Here is a 19,200-nt window from a genome sequence, read left to right as displayed (position 1 = left end):
AGATATGAAAAAGCTACTGGTCTTTTCCCTGTTGTCCTTTTTTGCCAGTACGGCACAGGCACAACGCACAATTCCTTGTAACGCGAACGCTTTGGTGACCTATGCAAGCAAAGGTGGCTTACAGAGCGGACTTGACGATGTCTTCTCTTCTTTGCTGGTGTACTACCCGGCTTCCTTCCCAAACAAGGCATCAACCAAATTTGTTAGTGGCCCTTTGACTATGAAGTGCCCTACTTACACGATTTCTTCAACGAAAAATTCTATTCGGGTAGATGGGCTAATCGACAAGACGATCAAACTTATTACTCCTCCATTTCGTGATGGAGAAGTGGACAGTGAAGTACCTAAAAGACGATTTGTACTTGCTTTTTCCAGTGATTACATTTACCCAAATATTTACCAAGATTATTTTCAACAACGCCTAAGCTTAGAAATAAACAGTGGCAAGTTAAATCTCAAATATGACGGCGAAACCTACCAAAGTCTGTTTGATGATCTAGTGCTAGGGGCAAAGGTTAATGGGGGTCCACTCCAGCCAGTGTTCTTCCAGAATAAGGTGACGCAGGTGAAGCACGACGGTAACGACAAAATTGAGTTCTTCTTAAAAGGGGAATCTGCGGCTTTCGATTACGTCTCAGTCGATCTGGGGAAAAACATTATTCAGATGAAGAACGGCGTTCCGTTCCCAAGTAAATAATATGAATAGGATTTCTCCCTTCGTTTTACTGAAACTCCAGTAATGACCAAGCCCACCCGCAAGCGCGGGAACGGAGAGGGGAGCGTTCGTAAGCTCCCCTCTGGCCGCTTCCGTTTTGAAATCATGATCGAGGGCACCCGCCACAGTGGCATGGCCGACAGCAAGACGGCGGCCCAGCAAGCCCTGTCGAAGCTGATCGCAGATGCCACACGCGGCGGCGTGGTGGATCCCAGCGCCGAAACCTTGACCGAATACCTGACGCGCTGGCTGGCCGGACGGGAGAAGGCCCGCGCCGTGCGAACCCACGAGATTCAGGCTGACTTACTCCAGCGGTTCATCACGCCCACCATCGGCAACCGGCGCTTGCAGAAGCTGGCTCCGGCTGATCTGCGCCGCCTGTTCGACCACCTGAACAAAGAAAACCTCGGCGCATCCAGCCAGCGCCAGGTGCATCAGTTACTGATCTCTGCTCTGGGCGATGCATTCCGGTTGGAACTGGTCACGCGCAACGTGGCTGAGATCGTGAAGCCCGCGCCGTTGCGAGGCAAAGAGCGCAAAGGGCTACCCGCGTACACGGCTGAGGAAGCGGCCCAGTTTCTGAAGGCCGCGAAAGAGGATTGGCGCGGCGCGTTTTTCATCTTCGCCCTGAGTACCGGCATGAGGCGCGGCGAGGTGGCAGGCCTGCGCTGGCAGGATGTGAATCTGGAGAAGGGCACGGCAGAGGTGACAGAGATTGTGGCCGCGGCGAGTAAGGGGCCGATTGTCACCACGCCCAAGACCAAGGGCAGCCGCCGCACGGTCTACCTCTCCCCCGATACGGTGACGCTGCTGCGAGAGGTCCAGGCTGATCAGGCGGTGCAGCGTGAGGCGCTGGCTGGCCCAGTCAAAGGACATTCCAAAGGGTATGAACGGAAGCGGGTGTGGGCGGAGAGCGGGCGCATCTTTACGAACAGCTATGGGGCCACCCTGGATCCGCACAACCTGAAGCGGGACATGGAGCGGATCTGTGACCAGGCCGGGGTGAGGCACTTACCGATTCACGGGCTGCGCCATACCTATGCTTCGCTGAGCCTGCGCCGGGGCGTGCCGGTGGAACTGGTGAGCAAGCAGCTGGGCCATGCGTCGGTGGCCTTTACCTTGACTCAGTACCGGACGGTTTTTCAGTCGGAGCGGGAGGGGTGGGCGCTGAATCTCAGTGATCTGTTGGAGGGGAAGAAATAGGCGGTTACGCACGGGTTACGCACGTTGCACCGTTGACCCTTTTTGTGAAATGAAAAAACCCGCGCTAGGCGGGTCGAAATTGGTGGGCGGTATAGGACTTGAACCTACGACCTCTCGCGTGTGAAGCGAATGCTCTACCACTGAGCTAACCGCCCGAAACCGTACTGCTTTACTTGCTTGCCGCCCCAGAAATCGTGGTGGGCCCTGCCGGATTTGAACCGGCAACCAATCGGTTATGAGCCGACTGCTCTGACCGTTGAGCTAAGAGCCCGGACTGCCACAGGGCTGAACGATCCATCAAAGAATCATCCCGACGAGCGAGAGGAAGTGTAGCAACGGGGGCGGGCCTTGTCAAACTGAGGGCGGCGCTCTGCGGCCTCAGGCTGCCCAGCCCAGCGGTTAATTTCACCCGCTGCCCCGCGCTTTCTGCGCTGCCCTAGTTGTACTGCGCTTACTGAGCTGTGCCCGCAATCGCCAGCGTCATGCGGTTGCCTTCGCGCACCAGCAGATAGGAAAAGACCCGCTTGGCCTTCTTGTTGACAAAATTCAGCAGTCGGGGGGCGTTGTTACCGCTGCCCAGATCCGAGGTGCTGAAATACACATAGCCCTTCTTCGCCAGCGTCGTGGTGAGGGTCTGGAGGGCGGTGCTGAAGCGTTGGTTGTCGGCGGCAGTGGTCATTGGCAGGCTGTACATCTCGGCCCAGCCGTTTTTGATCGTGCCGCCCGCCAGAAGGCTTTTGCGGAAGGCCTGATAGTTCACCCCGCACTCGGGGCGCATTCCGGCGATAGAAGGCATCAGGCCATTGCCCAGCGTGCCCGGCTTGGCGGGGCAGGCAAGGGCCACAGAGGTCAGGGTCAGGGCAGTCAGGGCCAGGAGGCGGGTGTGCATGGGTTCTCCAAAAGTTGGATAGAAAGTCGGCGTTGAGGGGAGCGGCCTGCACTCTAGCCAACCCAGCGAGGGGGTGTCTGCACCGTTTGCTTAGGTTGCGGCGGGTTCTGAAGAAGACCCGAGACCACAGACCCCCTCAGACGGACCCGCTGGGCTGGCCTGCTCAGAGCAGACTTAGGGCAGGAGGCCGGGCCGCAGGCGGGGTAGAGTGCAGCGTATGCGGGTCATGCATGTGGGGTCAGAGGTGTTTCCGTTTTCGCGTTCGGGCGGGCTGGGCGATGTGCTGGGCGCACTCCCGGCAGTACAGGCCCGGCTGCTGACTGGGCCAGAGGATCAGGTCACAGTGGTTTCTCCGTGGTATGCCAGCCTCAGCGGAACGCCGCAGGAGCTGTGGCGGGGGCGCTTGCCCGAACTCGGAGCCGATGCCGGAGACGTGACGGTTGGCGAGTTGCGTGTGGACGGCGTGCGCTACCTGTTTATCGGCCTGCGCGAGTTTCATCGTCCGGGGCTGTACCACACCGACGACGTGTGGCGTTACTCGCTGTTTGGGCGAGCCGTCTTGCCGGTGCTGCGGCTGCTGGACGCTGTGCCCGACGTGCTGCACGGCCACGACTGGCAGGCAGGTTTGGCGGTGGCACATGCCCATCTGGCCGGAATTCAGACCACGTTCAGCATTCACAATCTGGCCTATCAGGGCAAATGGAACCTCGCGGAAGCCTCGCGCTGGACGGGTCTGCCGGGGTGGGCCTTCGGGCCGGACGGACTGGAATTTCACGGCGACATCAATTTTATGAAGGCGGGACTGATCTTTGCCGATCACGTCACCACCGTCAGCCCCACCTACGCGCTGGAAATCACCACGCCGCAATACGGAGAAGGGCTGGAGGGATTGCTGATTCGCCTGAACCACGAAGGACGCCTCAGCGGAATCATCAACGGGCTGGATCAGGAGCGCTGGGACCCCCGCAACGATCCCGATGTTCCGGCCTACAGCGACCTTGAAGGCAAGGAGGCGGCGCGGGCAGTCCTGCGGGCCGAATTTGGCCTGGACGACGCCCCGATTCTGGCGACCGTGAGCCGCCTGGCCGACCAGAAAGGCATCGACCTGCTGATCGAAGCGCTGGGCGACCTCGTGCCCCACTGGAATGTGGTGGTGCTGGGCGGCGGCGACCCGCTGCTCACGGCGGCCCTGACCGGCTGGAGCCAGCATCCACGTGTGGCCTTTGCGCAGGGCCTGAATGAACCTTTGGCCCACCGCATCTATGCCGGGGCCGACGCCTTTGCCATGCCCAGCCGCTTCGAACCGTGCGGCCTGTCTCAGATGATCTCCATGCGCTACGGCACGCTGCCGGTGGTGCGCGAGACGGGCGGGCTGGTGGATACCGTGCCGCACGAGGTGGGGTTCCGGTTCCCGGGGGCCACGCCCGAAGCCCTGGCCGCCGCCTGCCTGGAAGCCCGCCAGACGTTTGACGACCACCCCGAATGGAGCAGCCGGGTAGAGCGGGCCATGTCGCTGGACTTCAGTTGGGATGGCCCCGCCGCACAGTATCTGGCGCTGTACCGCCGTCTGGGTGAGGGATAAGAGTGAGCGCAAACCCTCTGGAAGAGTTGACGGTCCTTTCTCTGTTGCCCGACGACCTTGCGCCGCTGCTGGCAGGCCTGTACGAAGCCCCCGAAGAGGCCGTGGCCTGGATGGCGGGAGCCAGCGTGGCTGCGTGGGTGGTGCTGAATCCCGCCGAAGAAGTGCTGGGGGCCGTTGGCGCACGCCCCAGCCCCAAATGGGGCGCAGAACTGGTGGGCGGCGCATTTCCGGGGCCGACCCAGCACGCGGCGGCGCTGGCCCTGGCTCAAGCAGCACAGGCCGAGCGGGGGCGCGTGTACGCCTTTGCCGAACCGCACCTGTGGCCCTACGAGGCCCTGATGTCGGCGGGCTGGCGCGAAGTGGGAGCCTACCGCCGCCTGACTGGACGCATGCCCCTGCGCCATCTGGAATTGCCGCCCGGAGCCACGCTGCACCAGCTGGCCGCCGTGCAGGACCTCGCCGTACGCATGGACGCGCTGTCTACTTTTGAAGACCGAATCGGTCATCACGCCGTGTTGCCCGAATTTGCGGTAGACGGAGCCGCTGGCTTCGATTCGCACCTGAGCTTTATCGCCCTCGATGATCAGGGCCGGGGCATCGGCCTGTGCCGCGCCAGCATCGAAGACGGGCTGGGACGCGTGGATTCGCCGGGGGTGCATCCCGATTGGCGAGGTACCACGCTGCGGGCCGCGTTGCTGGACGCCGTAAATGGGCGCTTGCGGGCCGGGGGCATCACCCAGATCAGTCTCGATTCCTGGGGAGATACCGCCGCAGAACTGGCCCACGACCTGAAACTGGGGCTGCATGTGGTGGACGAAACGCCGATCTATTCGGCTCCCTGACGCAGCTCTCTGATTGGGCCTGACTCTTGGCGGTGTCTGATCAATGGTTCGGACAGTAGTTGGTTTGGAACAACAGGCCAGAGAACAATGTTGTCTGGGACGCCCAGTCTCAACCCCCCAGTCGGCTTCGCCGCCAGCCCCCCTTAAAGGGGAGCACCCAGCCCTTGTCCTCCCCTTTAAGGGGGGGCGTTGCGTCAGCAACGGGGGGGTTGTGTCGCCCAGCCTTCAAGGAATGACCCACTAGCCAAGAATCAATCAACACTGTGTTTGTCGGCATCCCTGAAAGGCATTTGAAAACTGTCCGAATCATTGGTCTGATACGGATTCCGATGAAACACCGTGCTTTTTAGTGTTGAATACGAGCGAAACGAGTAAGAAAAGAGATGGATTCCGGGAGATCGACGGACGGGCGGTGGGTTTCTGACTGTAAGGGAATCATACGGAGTCCGTATCGGCCGTTGTTGCCCTCGTCTTGCCCCTCGCCTGCCCCAGATGCTCTAGCATTCCCGGCGTGAGCGGCGACGAAGGCAGGAACGAAGGCAACGGAAGCGGGAACAGCAGGAGCGAAGGCAGTCATCTGAATCTGGCCGTGGTGCTGGTCTCGCCCAAAACACCCGGCAACATCGGCTCGGCGGCGCGGGCCATGCTGAACATGGGGGCCAGCGACCTGCGCTTGGTGGCTCCGCGCTGCAACCATCTGGATGCTCAGGCCCTGGCAATGGCTGTGCACGCCGAGGGGCTGCTGCGCTCGGCCCGCGTGTATCCCACCCTGCGCGAAGCCCTGGCAGACCGCGATATCAGCGTGGGGACCACCGCCCGCCAGCGCGGAGATCTGCCGCCGCCGCGCCATCCGGCCCAGTTGCGGCCCCTCGTGCGTGCCGCCGCCGCTCCCGCACTGGTCTTTGGCCCCGAAGAAACGGGCCTGATCAACAGCGATCTCGAACAGTGCCAGGTGACGGTCAGGATTCCCACGGGCGACTATGCCAGCCTGAATCTGGCCCAGGCGGTGCTGCTGGTGTGCTACGAATTCCTGCAAGGGTTGGACGACGTACCCGATCTGGAACGCAAAACCGCCACCCGAGATGAGATGGAAGCCGTGTACGGCCACCTGCAAGAAACCATGCACCTGATCGGCTATACCGACGCCGTGCGTGCCCGCCATACGCTGCGGCTGTGGCGAGCCATGCTTGACCGCGCCCTGATGAGCAGCGCCGAGAGTCGGCTGTTTCGGGGGTTTTTGCGTCAGGTGCACTGGAAGGTCGGAGATGCGGCGCGGCGCGGAGCAGAGGCGTTGACCGGAGCAGCAACGACAGATGAAGAGGGCAGCGGCACCCCGGAGAGTTGACTCCACCCCCGCATCCGTTACCCTTCCCGACGCCCGCCTTGCCTATGCTGTGGGCATGACCGACGCCCGCCCTTCGCCTGTACCTGTGCCGATGCCAGCGCCCATGCCCGCCGCGCCGCCCGCTCATATACCGGGAGAGGTTCGGCTGTCTGACCGGGTGCGCCTGGTCCGCAATACGCTGCCGCCGCTGATCGTGCTGGTGGTGGTTACAGTCGAGTTGCTGATTGCCCAACTGCGAAATACCGGGGGCGAGGTGTGGGCGCACGTGCTGTTTTACGGTCTCGTGGGGCCAGCCGTGACCTATTTCAGCGTGGAATGGATTGCCGAGGGCACGCGGGCACGCGAACGGGCCGAGCGGGAACTGCGCGACCTGTACGGCCAGCTCAGTGCCTCTCACGGGCGGCTGCGGGCAGTGCAGGAACTGATGCGCGACCTGACCGATGCTCCCGACATGGGCGCGGTAGTGGAGGTGGCAGCACGCGGCGCGGTGCGGGTCACGGGGGCCACCCACGCCACCCTGACCGTTCCCGGCGGTCTCAGCGGCACGGCACGCGGCGACACCCTGCTGGCCTCGCCCAGCGCCGATCTGTACGCCCTGAAGGTCGGCATTCCGGGCGGCGGCGCGATGGCCCTGCACTTTGAAACCCCGCCCACGCCGGAAATGGAAGCTCTGGCTCAGGCGCTGGCCGCCGAGGTCGCCAACGGTGTGGAGGCCGCCCGCCAACGTACCCTCGACCTGATGACGCTGTATTCGGTGGATCAGTCGATCCGGGCCGAACGCAACATGCGCCGCCTGCTCTCGCGGGTCACACGGAATATGGCCGGACGCCTGCGGGTGGATGCGCGGGCCGCCTACCTGACCGATCAGGATGGCCTGCTGAGGCTGGAATATGCCCAGGACCGCAGCGGAGAATCGGGCGCGGGCACGCCTGCCCCGGCTTTCGCCCTGCGGGTGGCACAGGCGGGCACCCCGCTGGTCGCCACACCCGAAGAAGCCGCCGAGGTCTTTGCCGGAGCGGCCAGCGCCCTCGGATTTCCCATGCGTGACGACGAAGATCTGGTGGGCGTCCTCGTGCTGGGCGACGCCCGCGCCGACGCCTTCGACGATGCCCGCATTCCGCTGCTGGCACTGATGGCGGGGCAGGCGACCTTGGCCGTTCGCAACGCCCGTGCCTACCTGTATTCCGAAGAACTCGCCATCAGCGACGAACGCGCCCGGATTGCCCGCGAGATTCATGACGGTGTGGCGCAGTCGTTGGCCTTTGCCGCCCTGAAGCTGGATGTGGTGGCCCGCCAGATCAAAACCCAGCCCGAGCAGGCCGAAGCCGAGGTCAGGGCCGCCAGTACACTGCTGCGCGAGCAGATTCGGGAAGTTAGGCGCTCTATTTTTGCGCTGCGCCCCATTGATCTGGAGCGTTACGGACTGCTGGAAACGGTGCGGCGCTACGTGGAAGACTTCGGGCAGCAAAACCGCGTCAAGAGTGTCCTGAGCATCACCGGAGACATCACCCTCTCGCCCAGTGATGAGGCTGTCGTGTTCCGAATTTTGCAGGAGAGCCTGAACAATATCGCCAAGCACGCCCGCGCCCACGAGGTGAAGGTGAGCCTGCACGGAGCGGCCCACGTCACCCTGCGCGTGCAGGACGACGGCGCGGGCTTTGATCCAGAGCAGATCAGCGGGCGGGTCAGCAGTGCAGGCGGCCTGGGCCTGATGCAGATGCGTGAGCGGGTGGAAGCCAGAGGCGGCAGGTACCGTGTGCTGAGTGCGCCCGGACACGGCACGGTGGTGGAAGCGGAAGTGCCGCAGGCGTGAGGAACCGTGAGTGGTGAGTGGGAAAGGCTGAGGGGCCACCCGAGTCATACGGAATACGACAACCCTGCTCTCCTGGCTTCCCCGCGCTACAGTAAGGCCAGTCATGTCGGAAACCATCAGCATCAAACAAAACATCGTGGTCAGGTCGCGCCCGGACGTGCTGTACCGCCTGGCGCTGGAACCCAAGCGCCGCGTCAAATGGGATCCCAACCTTACTCAGGCGGAATATTCGCAGGCCGATGCCCGCCTGACCAACAACGTGTTGGTGCGCTTTAAATTCTCACGGCGGCTGTTGGGGCTGGGGTTTACGGCCAAATACGGCCAGTTGCAGGCCCCGCAGCGTGGCGGCTGGGAAAGTGTACGCAACGTGGGGCCGCTGGAAAAACTGACGCAGGGCTGGACCTTCAAGGCCACCCCCGGCGGCACCGAAGTCACCATGACCCTGAACGGGCGGGTGCGCTACAAGTGGATCAAGACGCCTGTGGAACGCATCCTGAACAACATGGTCGTGTCTACCCTGATGGCGCTTCAGCGCACGGTAGACGCTCAGGGCGCACAGTTGATGGAAGACGTGAGCCGCGACATGCAAAAGCGGCAGGAAGAGGAACGCAAAGCTCTGAAAGAGGCCGAGAAAGCCGCCCGCAAACGCAAAAAGTAGGAGCAGCCCCACGCCTCTGGTCGGCCTGCTTGATTAAGCGACTCTCTATAGAGAGAGGCCCGCCGTCCTGAACCCCGCGTATATTGCCTGACAGTGATGGCACGGCTGCTGGAAGCGGTTCCGTGCCGGGAGGTCGCGCATGAAAATAGGCATGATTGGTCTGGGAAAAATGGGCGGCAATATGGTGCTTCGTCTCACGCAGGGCGGCCAACACGTGGTCGGCTATGACCGCACCGAGGCGAACGTCGCCAACATCGAGGCTCAGGGCGCTCAGGGCGCACGCAGCATGGACGAATTGATCGCCGCGCTGGGCGAGCCGGGAGCGCGGGCCGTGTGGATGATGGTGCCTGCCGGACAGATCACGCAGGCCGTTATCGATGATCTGGCCAGCCGACTGGCTCCCGGCGACATCATCATCGACGGGGGCAACTCCAACTTCAAGGATTCCAAGCGTCGCGCCGAGGAACTGGCCGCGAAGGGCATCCAGTTTGTGGACGTGGGCACCTCGGGCGGAATCTGGGGCCTGAAAGAGGGCTACGCCATGATGATGGGCGGCACCGTGGAAGCCATCGAGCGCCTGCGCCCGGTGTTCGAGGTCCTCGCGCCCGCACCGGACCGGGGCTGGGGCCGCATGGGGCCTTCCGGGTCGGGGCATTACGTGAAAATGGTTCACAACGGCATCGAGTACGGCATGATGCAGGCCTACGCAGAAGGTTTCGAACTGCTGGGGGCCAAGGAAGAATTCGGGCTGGACCTGGCTCAGATTGCCGAACTGTGGCGGCATGGCAGCGTGGTCCGCAGTTGGCTGCTGGACCTGACCGCCGAAGCCCTGCAAAGCGACGCGTCCTTCCATGATCTCTCGGACTATGTGGCCGACAGTGGCGAGGGCCGCTGGACGATCATCGATTCGATTGAACTGGGGGTTCCCACACCCGTCATCACGCTCAGTACCCAGATGCGTTTCCGTAGCCAGCAGGAAGTCAGTTACGCGGGCCAGATGCTCTCGGCCATGCGCCGCGCCTTTGGTGGACACGCCGTGAAAAAGCTGGAAGTGGGCAAGCAGGAAAGCGTGGTGCCCAGCGTGAAGGCCGGGGATCATCCCAGCGTGGCCTCGCCGCAGAACATCCCCACCGCTGCTGGCCGCCCCGATACGGGCAGCGTGCGTGAGGCGCAGGAACTGGGCGAGGCAGGCCAGCAGCGCGTAAAGGGTGACGCGTGAAGGGCAAGGCCAAAGAAGCGGAGCAGCAGCCCACGCCAGCTGCCGTGAAGAAGGCCGTAACCAAGAAAAAGGCCGCCCAGACGGTGGGACTGGCTCAGGCGGCTCCAGCCGAGTCGGGGCGCAAGAAGGCCACCGCCGAGAAAAAACCCCGCAAGACCCGCGCCCGCACTCCCAGCGATGTCGGTGCAGACGGCCAGAATCCCTTCCGTGCCCTGATGCGCCGCAACCGCGCACCCGAACCCGCCACGCTGGTTATTTTTGGCGTCACAGGCGACCTTGCCAAGCGTAAGCTGCTGCCCGCCGTATTCGGCCTGTGGCAGGACGGCTTGCTGGGCAGCGCCTTCAATATCGTGGGCGTGGGCCGTCAGGACATGACCGACGAGGCGTTCAAGGATTTTGCCATCGAGGCGCTGAAAAACAGCAAGGAAACCGACGCCATTCAGCCCGGCAATCTGGAAAAGTTCCGCGACCTGCTGTACTACGAATTCGGTGATTTTTCTGCCGATGACGTGTATGACCGCGTAGGGCAGGAACTGGACCGCGCCGAGGAAGCGCACGGCGGGCGCAAAAACGCGCTGTTCTATCTGTCCACGCCGCCCAGTCTGTTCGAGCCGATCAGCAACGGTCTGGGCCGCCTCGGACTGGCCGACGAATCCGAGGGCTGGCGACGCCTGGTCATCGAAAAGCCGTTCGGACACGATCTGCACAGCGCCCGCGCCCTCAACGACGCCATTCATAAAGTCTGGGACGAGTCTCAGGTGTACCGCATCGACCACTATCTGGGCAAAGAAACAGTGCAGAACCTGATGGCGATTCGCTTCGGCAACGCGATTTTCGAGCCGATCTGGAACCGGGGCTATGTGGACCACGTGCAGATCACGGCCTCCGAAGATCTGGGACTGGAAGGCCGCGCCGGGTACTACGAGGAAGCGGGCGTGGTGCGCGACATGCTGCAAAACCACCTGATGCAGCTCTTTGCCCTGACCGCGATGGAAGCGCCCGCTGCCTTCGATGCCGACGCCATCCGCGACGAGAAGACCAAAGTGCTGCGGGCCGTGAAGCCCATTCCCAAAAGCCGCGTGAAATCGGTGGCGGTGCGCGGGCAGTACGGCTCCGGCACCATGTACGGCGAGAAAGTCACGGGCTACCGCGACGAACCCAACGTGCGCCCCGGCAGCGCCACGCCGACCTATGTGGCCGTGAAGCTGGAAGTGGACAACTGGCGCTGGCAGGGCGTGCCTTTCTTCCTGCGAACCGGCAAGCGGCTGCCCAAAAAGGTCACTGAAATTGCCGTGGTCTTCAAGCGCCCGCCGCTGGGCATCTTTCCGGGCGGCCTGGAGCGCAACGTACTGGCCTTCCGCATTCAGCCCGACGAGGGCGTGAGCCTGAAGTTTTCTTCCAAGATGCCGGGGCAGGAGATGGTGCTGCGCGAGGTGGTCATGGACTTCCGCTATGACGCCTTCGGTGCCCAACTGGAAAGCCCCTACAGCCGCCTGATTCTGGACGCGCTGCTGGGCGACGCGACCCTCTTCCCGCGTGAAGACGAAGTGGATCATGCGTGGCAGATCGTCTCAGGCATTCTGGAGATGTGGGACACGCCGCCCGGACACGCCGACCACGCCCCCGAATTCCCCAACTACACCAGCGGCACCTGGGGGCCAGACGCCGCTGACGACCTGATCGGCCCGGATCGGCGCTGGCGGCGACTGTGATGGACGCTCCGCGCCGGTTGTGGGTTGTGGATCGTGGGTTGCGGGTGGCCCACACCCTGCAACTCACAGCCCACACTCCCTCCGCAGGAGGCACGTCATGACCTATGCCACCAACCACAAACCCATCGGCCCCGCCGATACCACCGTGCGCCGCGCCCAGTTGACCCTGGATGAGCTATGGGCACAGACACAGGTGGAAACGCGGGCCTACACGGGCAATATCGTGGCCCTGACCGTCAAAAAGCATGTGGGCCGGGTCGAAGAAGCGCTGGCCGGACTAGAAGGCCGCTACGCCGGACGCCAGATTATTGGCGTGATGGACGGCACCGAGGATGTGGTGGTTCATGCCACGTTGGTGCCGCAACCGGGCGGCCTGTACGTGGAGCGCCTGATTCTGAATGCCAGTGCCGAGCAGCTTCAGGGCGCGATCCTGCCCCTGCTGCGGCCTGCCACCGTGAACCATGTCTGGTGGGGCGCGGATTCGGCCCCGACGGGCGTGCTGCTGGCCGAGCTGACCGATATCGCCGATCAGGTCATTGCCGATAGCCTGACGCTGGATATTCCGCCCGCCCGCCAGTACGCGCTGGCCGATCTGGGCTGGAGCCGCAGCGCAGGCTGGCGCGAGGCGCTGGCACAGGTCTTCGATTCCAGCGACGCGGCCCGCCAACTGCCCCGTGTAGATCACCTGACTGTGCGTTATTCGGGCAGCAAGGACCTGCCTGCCCGCCTGTTCGCCGGATTTATTGCCGATACGCTGGGCTGGAAAAGCATGAAGAATGTAGAGCTGAAACGCTCGCGCTGCCACCGGGAAAACGGCGATCTGTGCGGCGTGGAACTCAGCGGCGAGGGCGTGCGCTTTGCCCTGAATGCCGAGAGTGGCGACCTGACCCGCGTGGAATCTCACTGGGACGACATGACCCGCGTGACCGAGGTGAACGTGCCCCAGATGAGCCTTGCCGAGGGACTGGCCCGCGTGATGGCCCGCCCCGAGCGCGGCGAAAGCTTCGAGCGGGCGTGGAAACTGGCGAAGGCAACCCTGTGACCGGGCCAATGAACCTCCGCACCCTCCCCACCCCCGAACTGACGGCTGCCGCTGCCGCTGAAGCGTTCGCACAGGCGGCGCGGGCGGCGGTGCAGGAGCGGGGAGCGTTTCATGTGGCCCTGTCGGGTGGCAGCACCCCGAAACTGATGTACCGGGTCTTGCGTGACCTGCCCGAGATCCCGTGGCAGGCCGTCCACGTCTATTTCAGCGATGAACGCAGCGTGGGACCAGACAGCCCCGACAGCAATTACCGTCTGGCGCAGGATGAATTGCTGAATCAGGTGTCCGTGCCCGCCGCGCAGGTGCACCGCATGGCAGGCGAGGTGCGCCCGCTGGAGACGGCAGCCGGGGCCTACGCCGCGCTGCTGCCCGCACAGATGGACGTGGTGCTGCTGGGCATGGGCGACGACGGCCACACCGCCAGTCTGTTTCCCGGCACCGACGCACTAGGGGCGGGCGGGCGTGTGGCCGCCAACTTCGTGCCCCGGCTGGACACGGGCCGCCTGACCTTCACCTACGCCGAAATCAACGCCGCCCGCGAACGCTGGATTCTGGTCACGGGCGCGGGCAAGGCCGAAATACTGCGTCAGGTGCAGGCGGGCGAGGGCAATTACCCCATTGCAGGCGTGCAGGACGCCGTGTGGTTTGTCGATGCGGCAGCGGGCGCGGAGTTGGCAAGCCGCCCACCTTCTGCCTGAAGTCACCCGAAGACCCGAAGAACAGTTCATCCAACAGAGGCCGCTTTCCCAGCGGTCTTTGCTGTTGTTCCGAACCTAGGCAAGATTCTGTACGCTCAGTCATTTGTCACATCTACAGGCGCTAAGTTCAGAAGTGTTCGGTATGTTAAAGCGAATACCCAGTCCACATCCTCTCCCCTATTCCCCGGAGGTTTCATGCGCGTTCCCACCCTGCCCGCCACCCTGCTGTTGACCCTGGCCCTCGGCCTCGGCGCTGGATCGTCTGCTCAGACCGCTGCGCCCGCTCCCGCACCTGCTGCCGTGGCCGCCCTGCAACTTCCGGCGGGCGTCACCTTCGTCACGGAGGTGGAAGGCATCCGCGAATACCGCCTCCGCAACGGCCTGCGCGTGCTGCTGTTTCCCGACAATTCGCGGCAGACCTTTACGCTGAACGTGACCTATCAGGTGGGCAGCCGCCACGAGAGCTACGGCGAAACCGGGATGGCGCACCTGCTGGAGCACATGCTGTTCAAGGGTACGCCCACCAGCGGCAACATTCTGGAGGGGCTGGGCAAGCGCGGAGCCGACTTCAACGGCACCACCAGCGAAGACCGCACCAACTACTTTGAAACCATGACCAACACTGGAGACAATCTGGAATGGGCCATTCGGATGGAAGCCGACCGGATGGTGAATTCCAAGATTGCCGCTTCGGACCTGAAAACCGAGATGCCCGTGGTCCGCAACGAGTTCGAGTCGGGCGAAAACAGTCCCTTTGGGCTGCTGTACAAGCGGGTCCGCTCGGTGGCGTATGACTGGCACAACTACGGCAACACGGCCATTGGCAACCGCAGCGACGTAGAAAATGTGCCGATCAAGGCGCTGCAAGCCTTCTACCGCAACTATTACCAGCCCGACAACGCCGTCGTGACACTGGCAGGCAACTTTGACGCGCAGGCCACGCTGAACCTGATGGCGCAGACTTTCGGGCCGATTCGCCGCCCCTTCCGTACCCTGCCCGCCCAGTACACCGAGGAAACCCCGCAGGACGGCGAACGCAGCCTGACCGTGCGCCGCGTGGGAGACGAGCAGATTGCGCTGGCGGCCTACCACATGCCCAGCGTGCGCCATCCCGACCTGCCCGCGCTGCTGGTGCTGGATGAAATTCTGGCAAACGAACCTGCGGGGCGGCTGTATGCGGCATTGGTGCAGTCCAAGCAGGCCACGGCCATCGGCAGCCTGACCAACAGCGCCAGCGATCCGGGCCTGCTGATGTACGGCGTGGTTCTGGGCAAAGACGACGACATGGCAAAGGCTCAGGCCACGCTGCTGAGCACGCTGGAAAACGCCACCAAGACCCCCTTTACCGAAGAAGACGTGACGCGCGTGCGAACCCGCGTCGCCAACGGATTCGAGCAACTGCTGACCAAGCCCGAATCGGTGGGCGTGACCCTCAGCGAATACATTGCCGCCGGAGATTGGCGCTTGCTGTTCAAGCTGCGCGACGACCTCGGCAAGGTGACGCCCGCCGACGTGCAGCGCGTCGCCACCACCTACCTGAAGCCCACCAACCGCACCCTGGGCCTGTTCGTGCCCACGGCCACACCCGACAACGTGACCATTTCTGCCGCTCCCAGCGCCGCCGAACTGCTCAGGGGCTATCAGGGCCGCGCTGCTGTGGCCGCCGGGGAAACCATTGCGCCCGAACCCGCCGCCATCGAAGCCCGCGTGACCCGCGAGAAAATCGCGGTGGGCGCAGCGCAGGCCAACACCGTACAAGCGGAAGTGGCCCTGCTGCCCAAGAAAACACGTGGCGAACGGGTGGAGTTCGTGCTGAGCGTGGATTTCGGCAACCCCGACACCGTGAAGGCCGACCGGGGAGCCGCCGACTTTATTGCGCCGCTGCTGACTCGCGGCAGCACGGGCCTGACGCGCCAGCAACTCAGCGATCAACTGGAAGCCACCAAAACGCAACTGGACGTGAGCGGCGACGCCACCGGAGTCAGCGTGAGCGTGAGCACAGACCGGGCCAACCTGCCCGGAGCCTTGGCCCTGGTGAAAAAGGTGCTGCGCGAACCCGCCTTCCCGCAGGCCGACTTCGACGAACTGAAAAAAGGCAGCATCGACGGGCTGGAAGCAGGGCGTGGCGACCCCCAGAGCGTGGCAAGCTTGGCCCTGGCGCGGGCCTTCATGCCGGCCGGAGCCAAACCCGGCGACCTCGGCTACGCGCCCACGCTGGATGAACAACTGGCCGATCTGAAGGCCGTGACGCTGGAGCAGGTGCAGGACTACTACCGCCGCGTGTGGGGGGCCGCCCGCATTCAGGTTTCGGCAGTGGGCGACTTCGATCCGCAAACCGTACGGGCTGCCGTGCCCGACATCCTGAGCGGCTGGACCAGTGGCGTGCCGTATGCCCGCGTGATTACGCCACTGGTCACGCCCGCTGCCCAGAATCTGGTCTTGAATGTGCCCGACAAGGCCAACGCCATCTATCTGGCCCGCCTGAACTTTCCTCTGCGCGACGACCAGCCCGATTACGCGGCCCTGCTGGTCGCCATGCGCGTGTACGGCAGCGGCACCGATTCGCGCCTGTTCAACCGCCTGCGCCAGAAAGACGGCCTGAGCTACGGCGCGGGCGGCAGCACCAGCGTGTCTTCACGCGATGAAAAGGCCAGTTTTACGGCCTACGCGATCTTCAATCCGAACGTGACGGCGCAGGTAGAAACCGCCATGCGCGAGGAGCTTGACCGCGCCCGCAAGGACGGCTTTACCGCCACCGAAATCGCCACCGCCAAGACCGCGCTGCTGCAAGAAGCCCGCGTAGCCCGCAGCGCCGATGGCACACTGGCCGGAAGCCTCGCCAACCAACTGGACCTGGGCCGCACCTACGCCTTTACCGCCGATCTGGAAGCCAAAATCAGCGCCGTGACGCCCGAACAGGCCACCGCCGCACTGGTGAAATACGTGAACCCGGCCAATCTGGTGATCGTGCGGGCGGGGACGTTTAAGTAAGGGTGTGGGACGTGGGGTGTAGGGGGTAGGAAAGGCAGTTGTGGTATGGCCCTGTGTGTTTGCGGGAGCCACCACCACGAAACCGCCTGCGTCCAATTCAGGGCATCCATCCAAATAAAAGCAGGGCGGGAAGCCAGATTTGCGCTTCCCGCCCCGTCTTTTCCTACACCCCACACCCCACCCCTAGATCATGCCCCCGTGCCGATCCCGGTACATCACGTAGGCCAGCCCAAGGGTACTGAGTGTACTGACCAGGCTGCTGAGGCCGTAGCTGATCAGCGGCAGCGTGATTCCGGTCAGGGGCAGCACACTGAGGGCGGCTCCCACATTTTCTATGACCTGAAACCCGATCTGGCCCAGGATGCCCGCGAACAGAATCTGATCCTGGAGCCGGGGCGCTTCGGCGGCCATGCCTGCCAGCCCCCAGAACAACATGCCGTATAGCGCCAGTACGGCCAGTGCGCCCACCAAGCCCTGTTCTTCGGCCCAGGTGCTGAAGGCAAAATCGGTGTGGGCTTCGGGCAAAAAGCCGTTGTGAGACTGCGAGCCCTCCTTGTAGCCTTTGCCCTGCAACCCGCCTGAACCGACGGCAATGGTGCTCTGGATGACCTGATACCCGGCCCCGCGTGGGTCCTGGTAGGGGTCGAGGAAGATGGTCAGGCGCTTTTGCTGATACGGCTCCAGGTGCGGATACAGCACGGTGGGGAAAGCCACGCCCAGCGCCAGCACAGCCAGGGCAGCGTGCCACCACGGAATTCGGGCGGCCAACATGATCACGGCAAACATCACGCCCAGTACCATCGCCCCGCCGAAGTCCTGAATGACCACCAGGCCAATGGCAGGCAGAAATACCGCCAATGCCATGGCATAGGTTCTGATCCCCTGATAACCGCTGCGGAGTACCAGGGGGAGCATCAGAATCAGAGCAAATTTCAGGATTTCCAGGGGCTGGAATTGCAGCGGCCCCAATTCGATCCAGTTTTTCTGGCCGTTCACTTCCTTGCCGATCACAAAAGTGCTGGCCTGCATCAGCAGGGCGAGGCCGTACAGGTAAGGTGCGATACGGTAGATCCGGTCGCGTCCAGCCCACCACAGCAGCGCAATGGGTACGGCGGCCAGCCCCACACCGACCATCTGTTTGGTCAGCACGCCGGGAGCCACACGGGGAGCCAGCGCCGCTGTACTGACTGTCAGCAGCCCCACCGCCAGCAGCGCCAGAATGATTACCGGGAAACGGAGATCGTACTTCACGCCGAACCCCTGCCTAACAACACGTTTGCCCCACCACAGTCTTGGCCGTCACCCCTACAAGCTAGGGCAAGGCGCGTGGACTGTGTGTGAGGCTGGCTGGACGGTCTAGGAGTGGGTGTGGACCAGAAGGGTCAGCGACCCTTGTTGGACGTGTGCCCCGGCGCGTTTTCATCGATGGGAATGTTTGCCATCAAGACCACCATGTCGCCGCGCTGCTCGATCTCGATGCTGCTGCTGCCGGTGGGAAAGTAGCGCTTGACCACTTCCAGCAGGTCCTGGCGCAGGGCGTCCACCTTACCGGGCGGAATCTGGGCGCGGTCGTAGGCCAGCACGAGTTCGAGGCGGTCTTTGAGGGTCTCTTTGGTGCGGCCCCGCTTCATCCATGAAAACATCTCACGCCCCCCCGAACAGACGCCGCCACACTGACCAGAAGCCCCGGTCTTCTTCAAACTTGGGATACGGCACGTCTTCGCCCTTCATGCGGCGGGCGGTGTCCATAAAAGCCTGTCCCGCCTTGGTCTTGCCCAGCACAGCGGGTTCCCCGACGTTGGTGCTGACGATGATGCCTTCGTCTTCGGGCACGATCCCAATGGGCTTGACGCCCAGGATGTCCAGAATGTCGGCCTCGCTGAGCATGTTACCGCTGGCCACCATTTTGGGCCTCAGCCGGTTGATCAGCAGCCGGATTTCATTGACCTGTTGGGATTCCAGCAGTCCGATGATGCGGTCGGCGTCACGCACGCTGGAGACTTCGGGGTTCACGACCACCAGCGCCCCCTCGGCAGGAGCGGCAGCCGTACGGAAGCCCGATTCAATTCCGGCGGGACTGTCGATCAGCACGCGGTCGAACTTCTCTTCTTCGATCAGGCCGCGCACCACCGTCTTGAAGACTTCGGGGTCAAGGGCGTCCTTGTCGCGGGTCTGGGAGGCGGGCAGCAGGTACAGGTTCTCCACGCGCTTGTCGCGGATCAGGGCCTGACTCATGCGGCATTTGCCTTCCAGCACATCAATCAGGTCAAACACCACGCGGGATTCGAGACCCATGACCACGTCAAGGTTCCGCAAACCCACGTCCACGTCGATGACCACGACTTTTTCGCCCAGTTTGGCAAGCGCCGCGCCGATGTTGGCTGTGGTCGTGGTTTTGCCCACGCCCCCCTTACCAGACGTGACCACAATGACCTTCGCATTCATATGCGGCGCAGTCTAGCAAGTGACCCGCCCAAACGGGTAATACCCT

Annotated in this window: 16 protein-coding genes and 2 tRNA genes; 12 read left to right on the top strand and 6 right to left on the bottom strand. The window is 63.2% G+C overall.

Translation table 11 applies throughout. The annotated features are described in order from the left end of the window. The first annotated feature begins 4 nt into the window (after nt 1-4). Both F561_RS0105460 and F561_RS0105455 read left to right on the top strand, forming a co-directional pair. On the top strand, nt 5-697 hold the full coding sequence (locus tag F561_RS0105460) for a hypothetical protein (protein WP_019008942.1): 693 nt from the start codon (nt 5-7) through the stop codon (nt 695-697). A 42-nt stretch (nt 698-739) separates the two neighbouring features. Then, a complete protein-coding gene (locus F561_RS0105455) occupies nt 740-1,918 on the top strand; it encodes a tyrosine-type recombinase/integrase (protein ID WP_019008941.1) in 1,179 nt (392 codons plus the stop codon). Between the two features lie 80 nt (nt 1,919-1,998). Here F561_RS0105455 and F561_RS0105450 read toward each other — a convergent pair. The 3 genes from F561_RS0105450 to F561_RS0105440 form a co-directional block, all read right to left on the bottom strand. After that, nucleotides 1,999-2,073: transfer RNA gene (locus F561_RS0105450), tRNA-Val, on the bottom strand. Nucleotides 2,074-2,113: 40 nt separating this feature from the next. Beyond that, nucleotides 2,114-2,189: transfer RNA gene (locus tag F561_RS0105445), tRNA-Ile, on the bottom strand. A 180-nt stretch (nt 2,190-2,369) separates the two neighbouring features. Beyond that, nucleotides 2,370-2,807, bottom strand: a complete 438-nt coding sequence (locus F561_RS0105440; RefSeq protein ID WP_019008940.1) for a hypothetical protein — start codon at nt 2,805-2,807, stop codon at nt 2,370-2,372. Between the two features lie 217 nt (nt 2,808-3,024). On the opposite strand from F561_RS0105440, the gene F561_RS0105435 reads away from it, so the two are divergent. The 10 genes from F561_RS0105435 to F561_RS0105390 all read left to right on the top strand — a co-directional run bounded on the left by F561_RS0105435 (nt 3,025) and on the right by F561_RS0105390 (nt 16,709). Next, nucleotides 3,025-4,389 carry a glycogen synthase gene (locus F561_RS0105435; RefSeq protein ID WP_019008939.1) on the top strand — a complete coding sequence of 455 codons (1,365 nt, stop codon included), beginning with the start codon at nt 3,025-3,027 and terminating at the stop codon, nt 4,387-4,389. A 2-nt stretch (nt 4,390-4,391) separates the two neighbouring features. Beyond that, nucleotides 4,392-5,231 carry a hypothetical protein gene (locus F561_RS0105430; protein ID WP_019008938.1) on the top strand — a complete coding sequence of 280 codons (840 nt, stop codon included), beginning with the start codon at nt 4,392-4,394 and terminating at the stop codon, nt 5,229-5,231. A gap of 577 nt (nt 5,232-5,808) precedes the next feature. Continuing rightward, entirely contained in the window at nt 5,809-6,576 is a 768-nt protein-coding gene (locus F561_RS0105425) for an RNA methyltransferase (RefSeq protein ID WP_040379964.1), read from the top strand. Nucleotides 6,577-6,679: 103 nt separating this feature from the next. Further along, a complete protein-coding gene (locus F561_RS0105420) occupies nt 6,680-8,389 on the top strand; it encodes a GAF domain-containing sensor histidine kinase (protein WP_051096836.1) in 1,710 nt (569 codons plus the stop codon). Nucleotides 8,390-8,492: 103 nt separating this feature from the next. Beyond that, the gene (locus F561_RS0105415; RefSeq protein ID WP_019008935.1) at nt 8,493-9,047 is read left to right on the top strand and encodes an SRPBCC family protein; all 555 of its coding nucleotides are present in this window, start codon (nt 8,493-8,495) and stop codon (nt 9,045-9,047) included. A 139-nt stretch (nt 9,048-9,186) separates the two neighbouring features. Then, a complete protein-coding gene (gene gnd, locus F561_RS0105410; RefSeq protein ID WP_019008934.1) occupies nt 9,187-10,266 on the top strand; it encodes a phosphogluconate dehydrogenase (NAD(+)-dependent, decarboxylating) in 1,080 nt (359 codons plus the stop codon). Then, nucleotides 10,263-11,978: a glucose-6-phosphate dehydrogenase gene (gene zwf, locus F561_RS0105405; protein ID WP_019008933.1), complete on the top strand. Its 1,716-nt coding sequence runs from the start codon at nt 10,263-10,265 to the stop codon at nt 11,976-11,978. Before gnd ends, zwf begins: the two co-directional genes overlap by 4 nt. Before the next feature lie 97 nt (nt 11,979-12,075). Continuing rightward, the gene (locus F561_RS0105400) at nt 12,076-13,020 is read left to right on the top strand and encodes a glucose-6-phosphate dehydrogenase assembly protein OpcA (protein ID WP_019008932.1); all 945 of its coding nucleotides are present in this window, start codon (nt 12,076-12,078) and stop codon (nt 13,018-13,020) included. Beyond that, nucleotides 13,017-13,718 carry a 6-phosphogluconolactonase gene (pgl, locus tag F561_RS0105395; protein ID WP_245556437.1) on the top strand — a complete coding sequence of 234 codons (702 nt, stop codon included), beginning with the start codon at nt 13,017-13,019 and terminating at the stop codon, nt 13,716-13,718. Before F561_RS0105400 ends, pgl begins: the two co-directional genes overlap by 4 nt. A 195-nt stretch (nt 13,719-13,913) precedes the next feature. After that, nucleotides 13,914-16,709, top strand: coding sequence for a M16 family metallopeptidase (locus F561_RS0105390; RefSeq protein WP_019008930.1), 2,796 nt, complete (start codon nt 13,914-13,916; stop codon nt 16,707-16,709). Between the two features lie 183 nt (nt 16,710-16,892). Here F561_RS0105390 and F561_RS0105385 read toward each other — a convergent pair whose 3' ends face one another. The 3 genes from F561_RS0105385 to minD form a co-directional block, all read right to left on the bottom strand. Next, nucleotides 16,893-17,960, bottom strand: a complete 1,068-nt coding sequence (locus F561_RS0105385; protein WP_019008929.1) for an FtsW/RodA/SpoVE family cell cycle protein — start codon at nt 17,958-17,960, stop codon at nt 16,893-16,895. A 131-nt stretch (nt 17,961-18,091) separates the two neighbouring features. Next, nucleotides 18,092-18,352 carry a cell division topological specificity factor MinE gene (gene minE, locus F561_RS0105380; RefSeq protein WP_026298623.1) on the bottom strand — a complete coding sequence of 87 codons (261 nt, stop codon included), beginning with the start codon at nt 18,350-18,352 and terminating at the stop codon, nt 18,092-18,094. A gap of 1 nt (nt 18,353) precedes the next feature. Next, nucleotides 18,354-19,154, bottom strand: a complete 801-nt coding sequence (gene minD / locus F561_RS0105375) for a septum site-determining protein MinD (protein WP_019008927.1) — start codon at nt 19,152-19,154, stop codon at nt 18,354-18,356. Nucleotides 19,155-19,200: the final 46 nt, after the last annotated feature.

Origin of the sequence: Deinococcus aquatilis DSM 23025, assembly GCF_000378445.1 — a bacterium.
Taxonomy (GTDB): domain Bacteria; phylum Deinococcota; class Deinococci; order Deinococcales; family Deinococcaceae; genus Deinococcus; species Deinococcus aquatilis.
The sequence above is the reverse complement of the archived record's forward strand: the minus strand, read 5'-3'. Positions and strand labels throughout refer to the sequence as shown.